General features: G+C 45.2%; 22 protein-coding genes and 1 tRNA gene. 12 read left to right on the forward strand and 11 right to left on the reverse strand.

All coding sequences use genetic code 11. The features are described 5' to 3' along the window. Positions 1-179: 179 nt before the first annotated feature. The 3 genes from AC1DXC_RS18790 to AC1DXC_RS18800 all read right to left on the reverse strand — a co-directional run bounded on the left by AC1DXC_RS18790 (position 180) and on the right by AC1DXC_RS18800 (position 1010). Entirely contained in the window at positions 180-626 is a 447-nt protein-coding gene (locus AC1DXC_RS18790) for a hypothetical protein (protein WP_477460715.1), read from the reverse strand. Further along, positions 626-829: a hypothetical protein gene (locus AC1DXC_RS18795; protein ID WP_477460716.1), complete on the reverse strand. Its 204-nt coding sequence runs from the start codon at positions 827-829 to the stop codon at positions 626-628. The genes AC1DXC_RS18790 and AC1DXC_RS18795 overlap by 1 nt, the downstream gene beginning before the upstream one ends. Positions 830-937: 108 nt before the next feature. Continuing rightward, positions 938-1010: transfer RNA gene (locus AC1DXC_RS18800), tRNA-Phe, on the reverse strand. 289 nt (positions 1011-1299) lie between these two features. Here AC1DXC_RS18800 and AC1DXC_RS18805 point away from each other — a divergent pair. From AC1DXC_RS18805 to AC1DXC_RS18825, 5 genes are all read left to right on the forward strand, one after another. Further along, on the forward strand, positions 1300-2598 hold the full coding sequence (locus AC1DXC_RS18805) for a 4Fe-4S dicluster domain-containing protein (protein ID WP_477460717.1): 1299 nt from the start codon (positions 1300-1302) through the stop codon (positions 2596-2598). 116 nt (positions 2599-2714) lie between these two features. After that, positions 2715-3131, forward strand: coding sequence for a DUF2750 domain-containing protein (locus tag AC1DXC_RS18810; RefSeq protein ID WP_477460718.1), 417 nt, complete (start codon positions 2715-2717; stop codon positions 3129-3131). A 32-nt stretch (positions 3132-3163) separates the two neighbouring features. After that, complete coding sequence (locus tag AC1DXC_RS18815) at positions 3164-3997, forward strand: (Fe-S)-binding protein (protein WP_477460719.1); 834 nt, start codon at positions 3164-3166, stop codon at positions 3995-3997. A gap of 9 nt (positions 3998-4006) precedes the next feature. Continuing rightward, entirely contained in the window at positions 4007-4420 is a 414-nt protein-coding gene (locus AC1DXC_RS18820) for a hypothetical protein (RefSeq protein ID WP_477460720.1), read from the forward strand. Positions 4421-4444: 24 nt separating this feature from the next. Then, entirely contained in the window at positions 4445-4870 is a 426-nt protein-coding gene (locus AC1DXC_RS18825) for a hypothetical protein (RefSeq protein ID WP_477460721.1), read from the forward strand. Positions 4871-4878: 8 nt separating this feature from the next. Here the strand turns inward: AC1DXC_RS18825 and AC1DXC_RS18830 are convergent, their stop codons facing one another. Further along, on the reverse strand, positions 4879-5346 hold the full coding sequence (locus tag AC1DXC_RS18830; RefSeq protein WP_477460722.1) for a hypothetical protein: 468 nt from the start codon (positions 5344-5346) through the stop codon (positions 4879-4881). A gap of 71 nt (positions 5347-5417) precedes the next feature. Here AC1DXC_RS18830 and AC1DXC_RS18835 point away from each other — a divergent pair, with 71 nt between their 5' ends. After that, positions 5418-5903 carry an ABC transporter ATPase gene (locus AC1DXC_RS18835; protein WP_477460723.1) on the forward strand — a complete coding sequence of 162 codons (486 nt, stop codon included), beginning with the start codon at positions 5418-5420 and terminating at the stop codon, positions 5901-5903. 6 nt (positions 5904-5909) lie between these two features. Here AC1DXC_RS18835 and AC1DXC_RS18840 read toward each other — a convergent pair whose 3' ends face one another. Continuing rightward, entirely contained in the window at positions 5910-7325 is a 1416-nt protein-coding gene (locus AC1DXC_RS18840) for an NHL domain-containing protein (protein ID WP_477460724.1), read from the reverse strand. A gap of 260 nt (positions 7326-7585) precedes the next feature. On the opposite strand from AC1DXC_RS18840, the gene AC1DXC_RS18845 reads away from it, so the two are divergent. From AC1DXC_RS18845 to AC1DXC_RS18855, 3 genes are read left to right on the forward strand one after another with little or no spacing between them, the layout of a single operon-like run. Next, positions 7586-7777: a hypothetical protein gene (locus AC1DXC_RS18845; RefSeq protein WP_477460725.1), complete on the forward strand. Its 192-nt coding sequence runs from the start codon at positions 7586-7588 to the stop codon at positions 7775-7777. A 50-nt stretch (positions 7778-7827) separates the two neighbouring features. Further along, the gene (locus tag AC1DXC_RS18850) at positions 7828-8115 is read left to right on the forward strand and encodes a type II toxin-antitoxin system RelE/ParE family toxin (protein WP_477460726.1); all 288 of its coding nucleotides are present in this window, start codon (positions 7828-7830) and stop codon (positions 8113-8115) included. Continuing rightward, complete coding sequence (locus AC1DXC_RS18855) at positions 8115-8405, forward strand: YciI family protein (RefSeq protein WP_477460727.1); 291 nt, start codon at positions 8115-8117, stop codon at positions 8403-8405. Before AC1DXC_RS18850 ends, AC1DXC_RS18855 begins: the two co-directional genes overlap by 1 nt. Before the next feature lie 4 nt (positions 8406-8409). On the opposite strand, the gene AC1DXC_RS18860 is transcribed toward AC1DXC_RS18855, so the two are convergent. Continuing rightward, positions 8410-8976, reverse strand: a complete 567-nt coding sequence (locus AC1DXC_RS18860) for a hypothetical protein (RefSeq protein WP_477460728.1) — start codon at positions 8974-8976, stop codon at positions 8410-8412. Between the two features lie 158 nt (positions 8977-9134). Between AC1DXC_RS18860 and AC1DXC_RS18865 the strand changes: the two genes are divergently transcribed. Then, positions 9135-9758, forward strand: a complete 624-nt coding sequence (locus AC1DXC_RS18865; RefSeq protein ID WP_477460729.1) for a YdeI/OmpD-associated family protein — start codon at positions 9135-9137, stop codon at positions 9756-9758. Between the two features lie 201 nt (positions 9759-9959). On the opposite strand, the gene mtgA is transcribed toward AC1DXC_RS18865, so the two are convergent. The 4 genes from mtgA to rpsF form a co-directional block, all read right to left on the reverse strand. Next, on the reverse strand, positions 9960-10718 hold the full coding sequence (gene mtgA / locus AC1DXC_RS18870; protein ID WP_477460730.1) for a monofunctional biosynthetic peptidoglycan transglycosylase: 759 nt from the start codon (positions 10716-10718) through the stop codon (positions 9960-9962). A gap of 110 nt (positions 10719-10828) precedes the next feature. Further along, positions 10829-11272, reverse strand: coding sequence for a 50S ribosomal protein L9 (gene rplI / locus AC1DXC_RS18875; RefSeq protein WP_477460731.1), 444 nt, complete (start codon positions 11270-11272; stop codon positions 10829-10831). Between the two features lie 16 nt (positions 11273-11288). Beyond that, the gene (gene rpsR / locus AC1DXC_RS18880; RefSeq protein WP_067054791.1) at positions 11289-11552 is read right to left on the reverse strand and encodes a 30S ribosomal protein S18; all 264 of its coding nucleotides are present in this window, start codon (positions 11550-11552) and stop codon (positions 11289-11291) included. Continuing rightward, positions 11552-11917 (reverse strand): 30S ribosomal protein S6, encoded by a 366-nt coding sequence (gene rpsF, locus AC1DXC_RS18885; RefSeq protein WP_477460732.1) that lies wholly within the window; start codon positions 11915-11917, stop codon positions 11552-11554. Before rpsF ends, rpsR begins: the two co-directional genes overlap by 1 nt. Before the next feature lie 135 nt (positions 11918-12052). On the opposite strand from rpsF, the gene AC1DXC_RS18890 reads away from it, so the two are divergent. Next, entirely contained in the window at positions 12053-12664 is a 612-nt protein-coding gene (locus tag AC1DXC_RS18890; protein WP_477460733.1) for a hypothetical protein, read from the forward strand. Between the two features lie 81 nt (positions 12665-12745). Continuing rightward, positions 12746-12991: a hypothetical protein gene (locus AC1DXC_RS18895; protein ID WP_477460734.1), complete on the forward strand. Its 246-nt coding sequence runs from the start codon at positions 12746-12748 to the stop codon at positions 12989-12991. A gap of 53 nt (positions 12992-13044) precedes the next feature. Here AC1DXC_RS18895 and AC1DXC_RS18900 read toward each other — a convergent pair whose 3' ends face one another. After that, the gene (locus tag AC1DXC_RS18900) at positions 13045-13464 is read right to left on the reverse strand and encodes a hypothetical protein (RefSeq protein ID WP_477460735.1); all 420 of its coding nucleotides are present in this window, start codon (positions 13462-13464) and stop codon (positions 13045-13047) included. Between the last annotated feature and the right edge of the window lie 42 nt (positions 13465-13506).

Below are 13506 nucleotides of genomic sequence, written 5' to 3' on the forward strand. Positions count from 1 at the left end.
TGATACCCAGTTAATCTGCAATCTGATTGGTTTTTCCGGTTAACCATCAAATTTATTAAAAACTACATTTTTAGCTTCTAATGGCACTTTAACGCATAAAAAAGCCACTCAGATTTCTCTAAGAGGCCTTCGACTTTTTTTGTGGTACCAACTGGGATCGAACCAGCGACGCAAGGATTTTATTTTTTCTTTTGGAGAGACTCGATGTCACTTAAATCTTTTTGTCGTCCCGAAGCCTCCTTGTTCTTGATAAACTCTGAAACGTTGATGAATTTCACATCAAGCCCATCTACTTCTCCTTCGATTTTATTTGTGTATGCATCATCAAAGTCAACTCCGGAGATGGAATTTAAAATATCTATCCGCAATGGCGGGTACCCTAATTGCGTAACGTAATTATCTTTCAAAAAATCTGCCTTTGTAAGGCCTAACGATGCAAAACCAAAATCCTTTAACGCATCGACTAATTTGGCTGCATTTTGCTCACTTGGTTTAATCCAAATGTCCAGGTCGCCGGTATGCCTTGGTCTACCGTGGAACGCCAGAGCATGGGCATCAACTACCATGTAGTCTACCGAGTGTTGATTTAAGAGCGCAATAAAGTCTATAAAATCCTGTTCGAACATTACATTTTTCTTTGGCTAGCAACTTTATCCATTTTTTGAGGGAACGAACCATTGGCCCATGTAAAATAGTTTTTGCGTAGCCTAAAAACTTCGGCCAGTCTAGCGGCGGGCGTTTGCGCTAACCAAAAGGTTACGTCGAGCGTATCCTCATCTTCCATTTTTATATGGTTTGCTACCATGGCAATCTTACGGTTAAGCTTCATAGGATATTACGGTTATACCAAATTTACAAAAAAAGCACAACAAATGCTTGTTGCTCTGCTAACAAAAAAGCCTCTCAGATTTCTCTAAGAGGCTTTCGACTTTTTTTGTGGTACCAACTGGGATCGAACCAGTGACACATGGATTTTCAGTCCATTGCTCTACCATCTGAGCTATGGTACCGCGTTCCGTTTAAGGTTTGCAAATGTAGCGTTTTTTTTATTCCTGTAAAGTTTTTTTTCAATTTTTTGAGGAGACGGGTTGGAAGGTTGGAAGGTTGAAAGGTTGTAAGGTTGGTTTTCAGCGAATTAAAGGCGTAAGTTTTTTATTTTAACTTTCCAACACTTCAACTTCTATTCTAACCTGTGACATTTTTTTTAACATTGCAACTTTACAACTTTTAAACCTTTCAACATTTAAACAATCTTCACAAACTAATTTATACTTTAGCCTTTAATACTATGCATGCATAATGATTGGACAGGTAATTTTCATCATCATACTACTGGCGGCCGCTTACCTGTTTGGTAAGAACGTTGCAAAGGTAAGGCGCAATATATTGTTGGGTAAGGATACCGACAGGAGCGATAACCCCGGCGCCCGCTGGCGCATTATGGCCAAAGTAGCCCTTGGCCAAACCAAAATGGTAAAGCGCCCCACGGCTGCGGTGATGCACTTTTTCATATACGTAGGCTTCGTTATTATTAACCTGGAAGTGCTGGAGATTATGATTGATGGCATCTTCGGCTCGCACCGGATATTCTCCGGGCCGCTGGGCAGCTTATACGGGCTGCTGATCGGCAGCTTCGAGGTGCTGGCTTTGCTGGTGCTGGTATCTTGCGTGGTGTTTTTGGCGAGGCGCAACATCATCAAATTAAAACGCTTTAGCGGCACGGAGATGACGGCCTGGCCAAAATCTGATGCCAACTACATCCTCATTACAGAGATCCTGCTGATGACGGCCTTCCTCACCATGAACGCTGCCGACTATAAGCTGCAGGCCTTACATATTGGCCATTACGTTGCTGCGGGCAATTTTCCGGGGAGTGGCCTTATAGCGCCCTTGCTACCCTCCGGCGCAGCAGCGCTCGAATTCATCGAACGCGGTTGCTGGTGGTTCCACATCGTGGGGATACTGGCATTTCTCAATTACCTGCCCTATTCCAAGCATTTCCATATCCTTTTGGCATTCCCAAATGTGTATTACTCCAACTTAAAACCTAAAGGAGAGTTCAGCAATATGGCATCCGTTACCAACGAGGTTAAGGCCATGCTCGATCCATCTTTTGTGCCCGAAGCTACCGAAGTGAGCCGTTTCGGCGTAAAGGACGTTACCGACCTCACCTGGAAAAACCTGATGGAAGCCTACACCTGTACCGAATGCGGCAGGTGCACATCTGTTTGCCCGGCAAACATCACCGGCAAGCTGCTTTCGCCCCGCAAGATAATGATGGATACCCGCGACAGGTTAACTGAAGTGGGCAACAATATAGACAAACACGGCAAGGATTTCACTGACGATAATACCCTGCTGGATAATTATATCACCCGTGAGGAGTTGTGGGCCTGCACCACCTGCAATGCCTGCGTAGAGGCCTGCCCGGTAAACATAAACCCGCTGGAGATTATTACAGAGATGCGCCGCTACGTGGTGATGGAAGAATCGCAGGCACCGGCAAGCCTCAACAATATGTTCGGCAATATGGAGAATAACGGTGCCCCCTGGAAGTACAGCCAGGCCGACAGGTTGAACTGGGCAGAAAAAAGTTAGCAGTTCCCAGTGGGCACCGAGCAGTTTTAAAAGAGTAGATAAGAGTCGTTTACTCAGGGTTGGGCTGAGGTCTGAGTAAACGATGTGCGGATAAGAATTGATAAAGAAATTTTAAAATGGAAAAAGGTTACGAATTGTTTATCGAAAAAGTGGCAGCCTCTAAATTAGTATGGGGCTTAAAGGATAAGAAGGGCTGGGCAAATTCATCGTCGGCTGAGGATGAAGCCGTGGATGTGATCCCGTTTTGGTCGGACCGGGCATATGCAAAGGCTAGCGCTCGCGACGATTGGAAGGATTATACGCCTACGGAAATTCCCCTGGCTTTTTTCCTGGAGGAGTGGTGCGTGGGCATGGCCGAGAACGATACGCTGATAGGGACTAATTGGGACCCAAGGATGATAGGACAGGAGGCCCAGGCGCTGCAAATTGCGCTGGATATCCTCAACCAGCTAAACGTAATCAATTCGGCCATAAAATTTAGCAGTTACGCCAGCATCAACGAGTTTATTGCCGATATAAAGGAAGAAGAGTAATCGATTGCCGGTTTGCAGTTTTAAAATAGAAGATGGAAGAAACCCCAAATAAATCCGAGATCGAAATTTCGAAATCCGAAATATTAACTGTGCCCACCATGGCCCAAATGGCTGCCGAAGGCAAAACGCCCGAAATACTTTTTTGGGTAGGTTGCGCAGGCAGTTTCGACGAGCGGGCTCAGAAGATTACCCGCGATATCTGCAAGATACTGCAGCATACCGGCATAAGCTACGCCGTGTTGGGTACCGAAGAAAGCTGCACCGGCGACCCGGCCAAGCGGGCAGGCAACGAGTTCCTGTTCCAGATGCAGGCTATGACCAATATAGAGCTGCTGAATGCTTACGAGGTTAAAAAGATAGTAACAGGCTGTCCGCATTGCTTCAACACCCTGGCCAATGAATACCCCGGCCTTGGCGGCAAATATGAGGTGATACACCATACCCAGCTGATACAGGGCCTTATTGATGATGGCAAGCTGAAAGCCGAAGGCGGGGAAAGCTTCAAAGGCCGCCGCATTACCTTCCACGACCCATGTTACCTGGGCCGCGGCAACGGCGTTTACGAAGCCCCCCGCGCTGCTTTGGAGATTTTGGATACCGAACTGGTAGAAATGAAACGCTGCAAAAGTAATGGCCTTTGCTGCGGCGCCGGCGGTGCACAGATGTTCAAGGAACCCGAAAAAGGCAATAAAGATATCAACGACGAGCGCATGCTTGATGTGCTCGAAGCCAAAGCCGACGTCATCGCCTCTGGCTGCCCCTTCTGCATGACGATGCTAAGTGATGGCGTAAAGCATATGGACAAGGAGCAGGAAATAAAAGTGCTGGATATTGCCGAGATAACCGTGCGGGCTAACGGATTATAACTTGATAAAATGAAAAGAGTAAAAATCGCTTTTTTGTTGTTAACAATATTAAGCACACTTTTAGCAAACGCAAAAGTAAAGTCATCTGTTTCCACTTTTATACAAACTAAAAAAGAGGAAAAAGTCCTGATAGATAAAATACTTAAAATTGATGAGGCCAAACAATTAGCAAAAGGTCTGGGCAAAAGCAAAAAAACCGTCTTTGCGCTGATTACTGACAGAGTAACCTTGCCTAATTCAGACTGTGAAATATCTGTTGGTTATAAGGACGCTTCAGGGTATGATACCCAATACATTTTTCGTATCAAAAAAAAGTATATAACTAAATCCGAAATAGAACCGTATTTAGAGATATTGGATCTTGGTCAGGGCGCTTATGTGCCGCTATTTGTTTACCGGAAAAAGCAACATGCAGGAAGTTAGTTTAGAACTGCTTGGTTATAGGGAATGAGAACGCTTCGCCTGTTCATAACACTGTGTTTTGCGGCTACCACGTTAATGAATGCGGTTGGGAAGAGCGCGTCGGACAAAGGTCTTTCGCTTTATCAGCAAAGAAAACCCGAAGATTTTTTAGCTGATAAAATTTATCAGCTAAAAGAAGTACAGCAATTGGCGGCGGAATTTGACGCGCTAAATAAAAAGGGTATCAAAGTACGATTTGCTATTTTAGACCAAAGTGGCCCAACAAAAACTAATCCTTATTATTCCAGATTGGTTGGCAATAACGGCCAGTGGCGTTTTGAAACGCGAATGGATTTGCGCATTAAAGCCAATTTTTTAAAATACAAGAACTTTGAGGATGCCGTTGAAATATGGGCTTCAGTACAAGGTGTATATATGCCGCTTAGGCAGTGGCGGAGGCTTAAACAATAATTAGCCTATTACATCCCCTTCTTTTTCAAAAAAGTAATCGCCTCCTTCAAACTATCCAGCCTGCCCGGGCCCAAGTTGCTTACCGGGATCGTTAGCGATGTGGCTACCGAATCCAAATCGCCATTGGGGTCATCAAATGTTTGGATAATGATATCATCGGTAAGGGTGTGTATTTGGAGGCTGTCGGCCAGGGTATCGGCTGTAGCGCGCAGGTAATCCATGCCCCTGATGCGTTTGATATTGAAGGAATAATACTCCTGATTGCCCTGTTGATAAGTTTTCCGGATGCGGATAAAATGGTCGGTAGTGAGGGTTATTTCCCACTTGGCAATATCGGGTTCGCCCGATGGGTCATATGCTTCCGTTAAGGCCCTGTTGCTCCAGTTCACCCATGCCTGCTCATCCATAATAGCCACAAAGCCGTACAGCAGGGGCATTATGAGTAACGCGATACCAATAAAGGATGCTTTTTTCATCTTTGGTAGAAGTGATCTTAGCATGACAACAAACACTATCCCCAAGTTAATAAATTGAATAAATTTGCTTTATGGAATTTTCTTCACATTCGAGGGTTTGGGTGTACCAGTCCGACCGTAAACTAACCGATGCCGAAACCCTGCAAATACAGGTATTGCTGGATAATTTCACCACCGTATGGACGGCCCATAGCAACCAACTGAAAGCCAAAGCCGAAATCAGGTACAATCGCTTCCTTATTTTGTTTGTTGATGAAAGCCAGGCAGGCGCAAGCGGCTGCTCGATAGATAAATCGGTAAACTTTATGAAACAGTTGGAGCAGCAGTTCGGCATCAACCTGTTCGATAGGTTCAATCTGGCTTACCGCAGTGGCGAAGAAATAGTATCCGTGCCCCGCAATCAGTTTGAAGAGCTGCTGAAGCAAGGGAAAATCACCTCAGATACCATCGTTTTCAACAACCTGGCCCAAACCCTTGCCGATTTGCAAACCAAATGGGAAGTGCTGTTTAAAGATAGCTGGCATAAGCAGCTGTTTGGCGATTTGGTGGTAGCGTAAGCTAACTTACTTCGCCAGTATCTTCCTTATCCGCCCCGTCTCGCTCACATAAACATTCCCTTTGGCATCAACTGCAACGCCGTATGGCAATGCTGTAGAATAGGCGGTTGCGTGTATGCCATCGCCCGAGTAATTACCGAAACCGGTACCGCACACTTTGGATATCATCCCCGTGCCGCCATCTATTTTCCGCACCACGTTGCCTGCTTGCTCGGTAAAGTAAATGTCGCCATTGCTTATACATATACCTATCGGGTTGGCTACCCGTGCGGCAATAGCGTAGCCGCCATCGCCGCTGGTGGCCAAAACGCCATCCCCGCCTCTGGTAACTACGTTGCCCGAAATTGCCTCTATCTTACGGATGCGGTGAGTATAATAATCAGCAAAGTAGATATTGCCTCTTGTGTCCGTAGCGATGCCTGCCGGATTAATATCAGCAACCGATTTTTGTATGCCTTCGCCGTTGTATCCTATTACGCCGCTACCTGCAAAGGTGCTTATGTTACCATCGGCAGCGCTTATCATCCTTATCCGGTGGTTGCCCAAATCGGCCAGGTAAATGTTGCCTGCACCATCCAATGTTATGCCGTCCAGGCCATTGAATTGTGCGGCCACGGCAGGCCCGCCATCGCCGCTGAAACCACCTTGGGGTAAAATGGTGCAGCCTGCAATGCATTTAATTTTGCCGTCGGGCGTTACCTTGCTTAGCCTGCCGGGCGTTGCTTCTGTAATGTAAAGGTTGCCGCTTGCATCCTCTGCCAAACCCGTAGGGAAAGACAGCGCGACGGCAGTTGCATTAGAATTATCAGCGTACGTTGCAGTGAATTTATTATACTGGCCGGCCACAGTTGATGTGTTGCCATCGGCACTGATCTTGCGTACCACGCCGTTATATCGATCGCAAAAAATCACATCGCCATTTTTATCAACCAGCAGGCCACCACCAGCCGTTATCTTTGTAGTAGCGCCGGGCCCATCGGTAGAATACCCTGACACGCCTGTGCCCGCTAGGGTGCTTATTGGGGGTGAGGTTATAGCAGGAAGGCTGATTTTGATATAGGTTGCAACGGTGCCGCTTATATTGATCAGCAGGCTGTCCGCCGTTAATTTGCTCACCAAAAATACCGCATCCGCAGGGGCGTTAGGCACAAAGTAATTGTATATAACGGCATCGCGGTCGGTTCGCCAAAAGCCCGCCGCAGGTGCGACATTTTTGTTTAGGGTATCCCTGAAGAAAAAATGGTCGGCACCGAAATAAATATTGCCCGATGTATTGCTTGATGCGGGTACCCACCAGCCGGTAAGCAGGTTATCAGCTATGGGCGGTGGGGTGGTTACAGTGTCGGTACTTGCAGTGTCGGTAGCGGTGGTATCCGGATGGGTTGGCCCGCCTGGTTTATTCGGATATACTACCGGGTCCATCTTACATGCCGTAAAACAACATACTATGATAAACGCATACAACAGATGACAAACTTTGGCTGGCACGACGGTGTTAGGTAATTGGTAAACCAAGGTAGAATTTAATGTTTAACATATCAAATTTAATTTTAAATCGATTTAGCAAAATATTGAAATCTCGACCCAGATGGCAAGCCTAACCAGAATGGCAGTCTTAATTTAATCGTTACATCCCATTGCTTAGGAATTTGATGATTGCCTAATATTTTTTAAATTTGTTTATGACAACTTTCACCGTACAAGTAAAAGATAGCGACGCAGAGTTGGTATTAACTATTTTAAAGAAATTTAAAGCTAAAGTTATCGAGGCCCCTAAAGAAAGCGAACTTACTTTGGAGATAATTGATGCGTTGAAAGAAGTTAAGCAGATGCAGGAAGGTAAACTTAAGCCCTTAAGCCTTAAAGATATCTGATGCCTAATAAAATAATTTACTCTTCGCGGTTTATAAATAAAGCAAAAGATTTGAAAAAGAAGCATGCGTCCCTCGTAGCCGATTTGGAGATGCTTGAAACAAGTTTGCTTAATAATCCCTTACAGGGTGTAGCACTCGGGGCGGGCTTATACAAATTAAGGTTGGCTGTGACAAGCAAGGGTAAAGGCAAAAGCGGCGGCTATAGAATAATTACTTACCTCGTTAACGAAGCGGAAGACACTACCTTGATAAATATGCTTACGCTTTATGACAAAAGCGAAGAAAGCAGCATCAACAAACAGCTTTTACTAAAGTTCGTAAAAGAACTGTATTTATAATGTTCATCATCAACCTCCACTACATCGTGCCGCTGGAAGAACTGGACGCGCACATGACCGACCACGTAAAATACCTTAAAAAGTATTACAAGGCCGACGTGTTTATTATGTCGGGCCGTAAGGCGCCGCGCACGGGCGGTATTATCATCGCCCAGGCAGATTCGAAGGAGGCATTAGAAATGATAATTGCGGAGGATCCTTTCTACAAGCACGAATTGGCCGAGTTTACCATAACCGAGTTCCTTGCTTCGCAGGCTCATCCTGATATCAAAGAATTGCTGCGCGCTTAGTGCTTTACTGAGCGATATTGAAGGAGCCGACTACCAGGTGCTTGATGCCATCGGCATCATTGGTAGCCAGTACGCGGAAATAGCCCCTGATGTGATACGAGTCGCCTATCTTTTTAAAGGTGCTGGCTTTTACGGTTCCGCTGCCATCGTCGCTCAGTTTAAGGGTTTGGTACTCCATACCTAAAAGGTCGTTGGCGAACTGCCCCTCATTTATCGAGCTAAAATTTAGCTGAAAGGTCACTTCCGGGTCGGCCAGATTGGCAAGCAGGCTGGTATAACCCGAAGTTGCTACGCTGCCTATGGGCGTTACATCTGCGGTGGCTCCGGTAATCGTTACCGTTTCGCCGCCATCCACCTGGAAAACGATGGTATTAACCGCGCCGATAGGCACGGTGTAAGTAGCATCGGTAGGCGGGTTGCTACCATCATCCACTACTACCGGGGGCAAAACAACCGGGGGATCCGTCGTCACATCGGATTTTGGGTACACTGGCGCATCCAGTTTACAGCTGCTAAATAAAATGGTGGTTAAACAAAATATCGATAAAAACAGGGCGACGCGCTTTATCATAGGGTTAAACTGCTGGTCGAATTTACGATACTTTTTCTTAAAAGGAAATTTTCGGAGGCGAAGCCGCTGATTTAAAATACTTTAATGCCTGATAAATATTTGAAGGCGGTTTGTTTTTCGCAGCCTTTTTATACATTTACTTTTATCAACCCTAAATTATGGAAAAGTACGACAGCCGCGTTGATGCCTACATAGAAAAGTCGGCAGATTTTGCAAAACCTATCCTAAAACACCTGCGTGAGCTGGTGCATCGCGCCTCGCCCGGGATTACCGAAACCATGAAATGGAGCGCGCCGTTTTTTGAATATAATGGGGTGCTTTGCTTTATGATGGCTTTTAAGCAACATGCCGGTTTCGGCTTTTGGAAAGCCGACCTGCTGCCCGACCCGCACCAGATATTGCATACCGAGGGCGGCGAATCGGCAGGCAGTATAGGCAAGTTATTCACGGTTGCTGATATACCCGACGACGATATCCTCATTTGGTACATCCACCAGGCTATAGCTCAAAAAGGGGCCTTAAATGCTGCCAAACCCGCAGCGGCAAAAAAGGTTGCCACCAAACCCGCAGCCGTAGCCATGGATACCCCGGTTTACCTTGCCGAACTGCTCGGCCAAACCCCTGCCGCCAAAGAACACTTCGAAAAATTCAGCCCATCGCAAAAAAAGGAATACATCACCTGGTTTGAAGATGCCAAAAGCGAAGCCACCCGCGAGAAGCGTTTGAAGGAGGGACTCGAATGGATAAGCGAGGGCAAGACGAGGCACTGGAAATATAAGTAGTTAAACACTGTCCCATAACTGTCAGGGAAATTGAATATACCTGCTAAAAATAGGTGCGGAATGCTGCGGCCGAGGCCCGTCATTTTTTGCCGGAATTAATATGCATTACTTCAGTACAAAAAGCCGGGATATGCGCTGATTCCATTAAGATTTTTGAAGAAAAACACCGATTTTTCTCCGGTGATTTTGCGTAATGCTGTCTTAAAACTCCAGCGGCCCAAGCCTCCGCATGTTTTGCCGGATGAGGTATTGCCGGTGTTTTAAATAGGTACTCGGGTTGGTTGCCGACCATCTGAGCGGGCTTGGGAATATCACTGCTATGGCCGCCGCCTCGCGCGCGTTTAGCTGCGATGCCGGTTTATGGAAATAAGCCTGCGAGGCTGCTTCGATGCCGTAGATGCCATCGCCCATTTCTATCACGTTCAAATAAACCTCCATGGTGCGTTTCTTGCTCCAGAAAGCCTCTATCAGCACAGTAAACCATGCCTCGAAGCCCTTGCGTACGAAGGAACGTCCTGGATACAGGAAAACGTTTTTTGCAGTTTGCTGTGTAATGGTGCTGCCGCCGATAAGCTTTTTGCTTTTGGCGTTTTTTTGGATGGCCTTTTGTATGGCGTTAAAATCGAAACCGTGATTTTCCAGGAAAGTTTGGTCTTCCGCGGCAACGGCGGCACGTTTCATGGGGTCGGCAATATCCTCAAAATCAACCCATTGCTTATCTACTTTCCATGGTTTTCCTGCCGCTTTTTGTTCAAAACCGCGTTGTACCATGAGCCAGGTAAACGGCGGGTTTACGAAGCGGAAAAGGATAACGCCGAATAAGCTTAGGCCCACGAATGCTATAAATAAGAGCTTTACGATGCGGAATGCAAGACGAAGTATGCCTCCGTATTTCGATTTCGGATTCCGGAATTTCGATTTAGAGGGTTTGCTTTTTGCAGAGCGGGTATTAGGGGCCATTATGCTGTAAAGCTATGAAACAAAAAAGGTGTTCTGCAAATGCAAAACACCTTTTTGAAAAATTCGAAATTCTAAGTCCGAAATCCGAAATTGGAATTCCGAAATAAAAATTACTCAGCTACTACCTCGAAAGGCACCTGAACTTTTACTTCTTTATGCAGGTTTACGTTTGCAATGTACTCGCCAACGAATTTTGGTTCCTGATCGAAAGTGATACGGCGACGGTCAACTTCGAAACCTTCTTTCTTCAAGGCATCAGCTACCTGTATGGTATTGATAGCACCGAATATTTTGCCGGTTTCGCCTGCTTTAGCACCAATGGTAAGCTTAACGCCTTCCAAACGTGCAGCAATAGCGTCAGCATCTTTGCGTATTTTCTCTTGTTTGAATTGAGCCTGTTTCAGGTTCTCTGCCAATACTTTACGTGCAGATTCTGTGGCTAATATGGCATAACCCTTAGGGATAAGGAAATTACGGCCATAACCTGGTTTAACGTTTACTACATCGTCTTTATCGCCCAGGTTTTTAACGTCTTGTTTTAAAATAACTTCCATTTTGTAAACCTCCCGATTATTTTAATGAGTCTGTAACGTAAGGTAATAAACCAATGTGGCGTGCACGTTTAACGGCCTGGGCCACTTTACGCTGAAATTTCAACGAAGTACCGGTTAAGCGGCGTGGTAATACTTTACCCTGATCGTTGATGAATTTCAATAAAAAGTTAGCGTCTTTGTAATCGATATACTTGATACCGTTCTTTTTGAAACGGCAGTATTTCTTACGGTTATCCTCCACCTTTGGAGCGGTAACGTATTTAATTTGGTCGTTTGCCATTATTTGCTTTCCTCCACTTTAGCTGCAGGCTTTTTGTTGAAAGCGCCGCTGCGTTTTTTCTCGTTGTATGCTACTGCATGTTTATCCAGAGCAATGGTAAGGAAGCGCAAAACACGCTCATCGCGCCTTAATTCAACTTCCACTTTGTTAATTACTTCACCGGGAGCCTTGAATTCAGTTAAGTGATAGTACCCTGTAGTCTTCTTTTGAATAGGGTACGCAAGTTTCTTCAAACCCCAATTATCCTCCTGGACAATTTCGGCTCCGTTGTCAGTTAAAACTTTGCTGTATTTGGCAATAGCCTCAGCAGCTGTTTCTGTTGACAACAACGGGGTTAGAACGATCACGATTTCGTACTGTTGCATTGTTATACTTTGATTTTTAATTAAATACCCGCTATTACGGGGCTGCAAATGTAATGATATTAATTGGTTTTTAAAACGAATTTTAATTGTAATTTAATGGCCTGAAACAAACCGGCACTCAACACCAAACACAGCATGAAAAAACTTTTACTTTTATTAATAATAGCAGCCTTTTACACATCGGCAAAAGCACAAACGCCTGGCCAGGCCGAAAAAATAGTTACTGATACCATTTGTAGCTGCCTCTCAAAGGTAGACGTAAGCAAAATTACATCCAAGCAGGATGCAATTAACATATTTACCGAGTGCTTTGCCAAACGTACAGACCTTTTGATGGCAGTAGCCGACGAAAAGCACATCGACCCAACAGACCAAGTAGCTATGCGCCAGTTGGGTATTGATATTGGCAAAAACCTTTTGAAACAAAACTGCGATGCTTTTACCAAAATATCGGTGAAAATGGTGCAGAGTACTGCGCAGACCGAAGCTGGCGCGGGCGTAAGTTCGGGCGTGTTGAAACGGGTAGACTTGAAAGGGTTTAACTACATTGTGATAGCCGATAACAGCGGCAGCGAAAAATCTTTTTTATGGCTGCGGCAGTTTGCAGGCTCGGAAAAGCTAACTGTACCGGTTGCACAATTGGCGGGCAAAAAATTAAAAATCACCTGGCAGGAGATTGAAGTTTACCTGCCGCAGGCAAAAGGCTATTATAAGGTGAAGGAAATTACAGCAGTTGATTTTTTATAAACATTTGTTAACGCTTTTATCCGCGCTCAAAAAAAACTTATCGTCTGCTTAAGCGTATCTATGTTATAAGCAGTTTCAATTATGGAATTTTCTGAAAGCAGGTACCAACACGCAGGCACATTAGGGTTTATGTACGATAGGCTTTTCTTACAAAACCCAAACGAAGACGACGAAGTTTTAGAAGGCGACTGGAATGATGAAGAGGACGAAGACTTTGACGATGAGGTGGAAGCCAGGAACGACCTTAGCGAGATACGCGTAGGCGATGACGTGCGCGAACCCGACCCGGAAGACGATGACCACCTGCCGGATGATGATTTGCAATAGGCGACGGTATTAGATGCCATACCTGTTCAAAACCTCTTAGAAGGTTTAGGAACTCAACGCGCCTTTTTAATTTTTTCCAAAGCCCAGTATCCGATATTTACCGGAGAGTAAATAGATGCACCATTTAGTGGTGGCGTTAGTAAAAAATCGCGCCAGCCCACAATGATTTCTTTTAAATCGGCTGTCGGCATAGAAGAAACACCCTCACTCCATGTAGGATAGAAGTAAACAATATCTTTGTGAATTGTGATTAGCACCGGCGTGCTTCCGCTTTCTACTTCGCTATGGGGATTCGCTAATGCTTCCTCAATATCAGCTAATAATCCGCTATTAATATCTTCAACGGATTTCCATTCGTATAGTAGCCCGGTGATATCCATCGGCCCGTTTGAGCCCGGAAATTTATCTACTTCTCCGTCGTCAATCCTGTTTTGGAAATCAATCCCATATTTTCCGATTATCTCGTTAGTCATGATATTTGTCTGCATTAAAAATCCTATTCAAATATACCATTC

It is taken from the genome of Mucilaginibacter sp. P2_D11 (genome assembly GCF_056404435.1).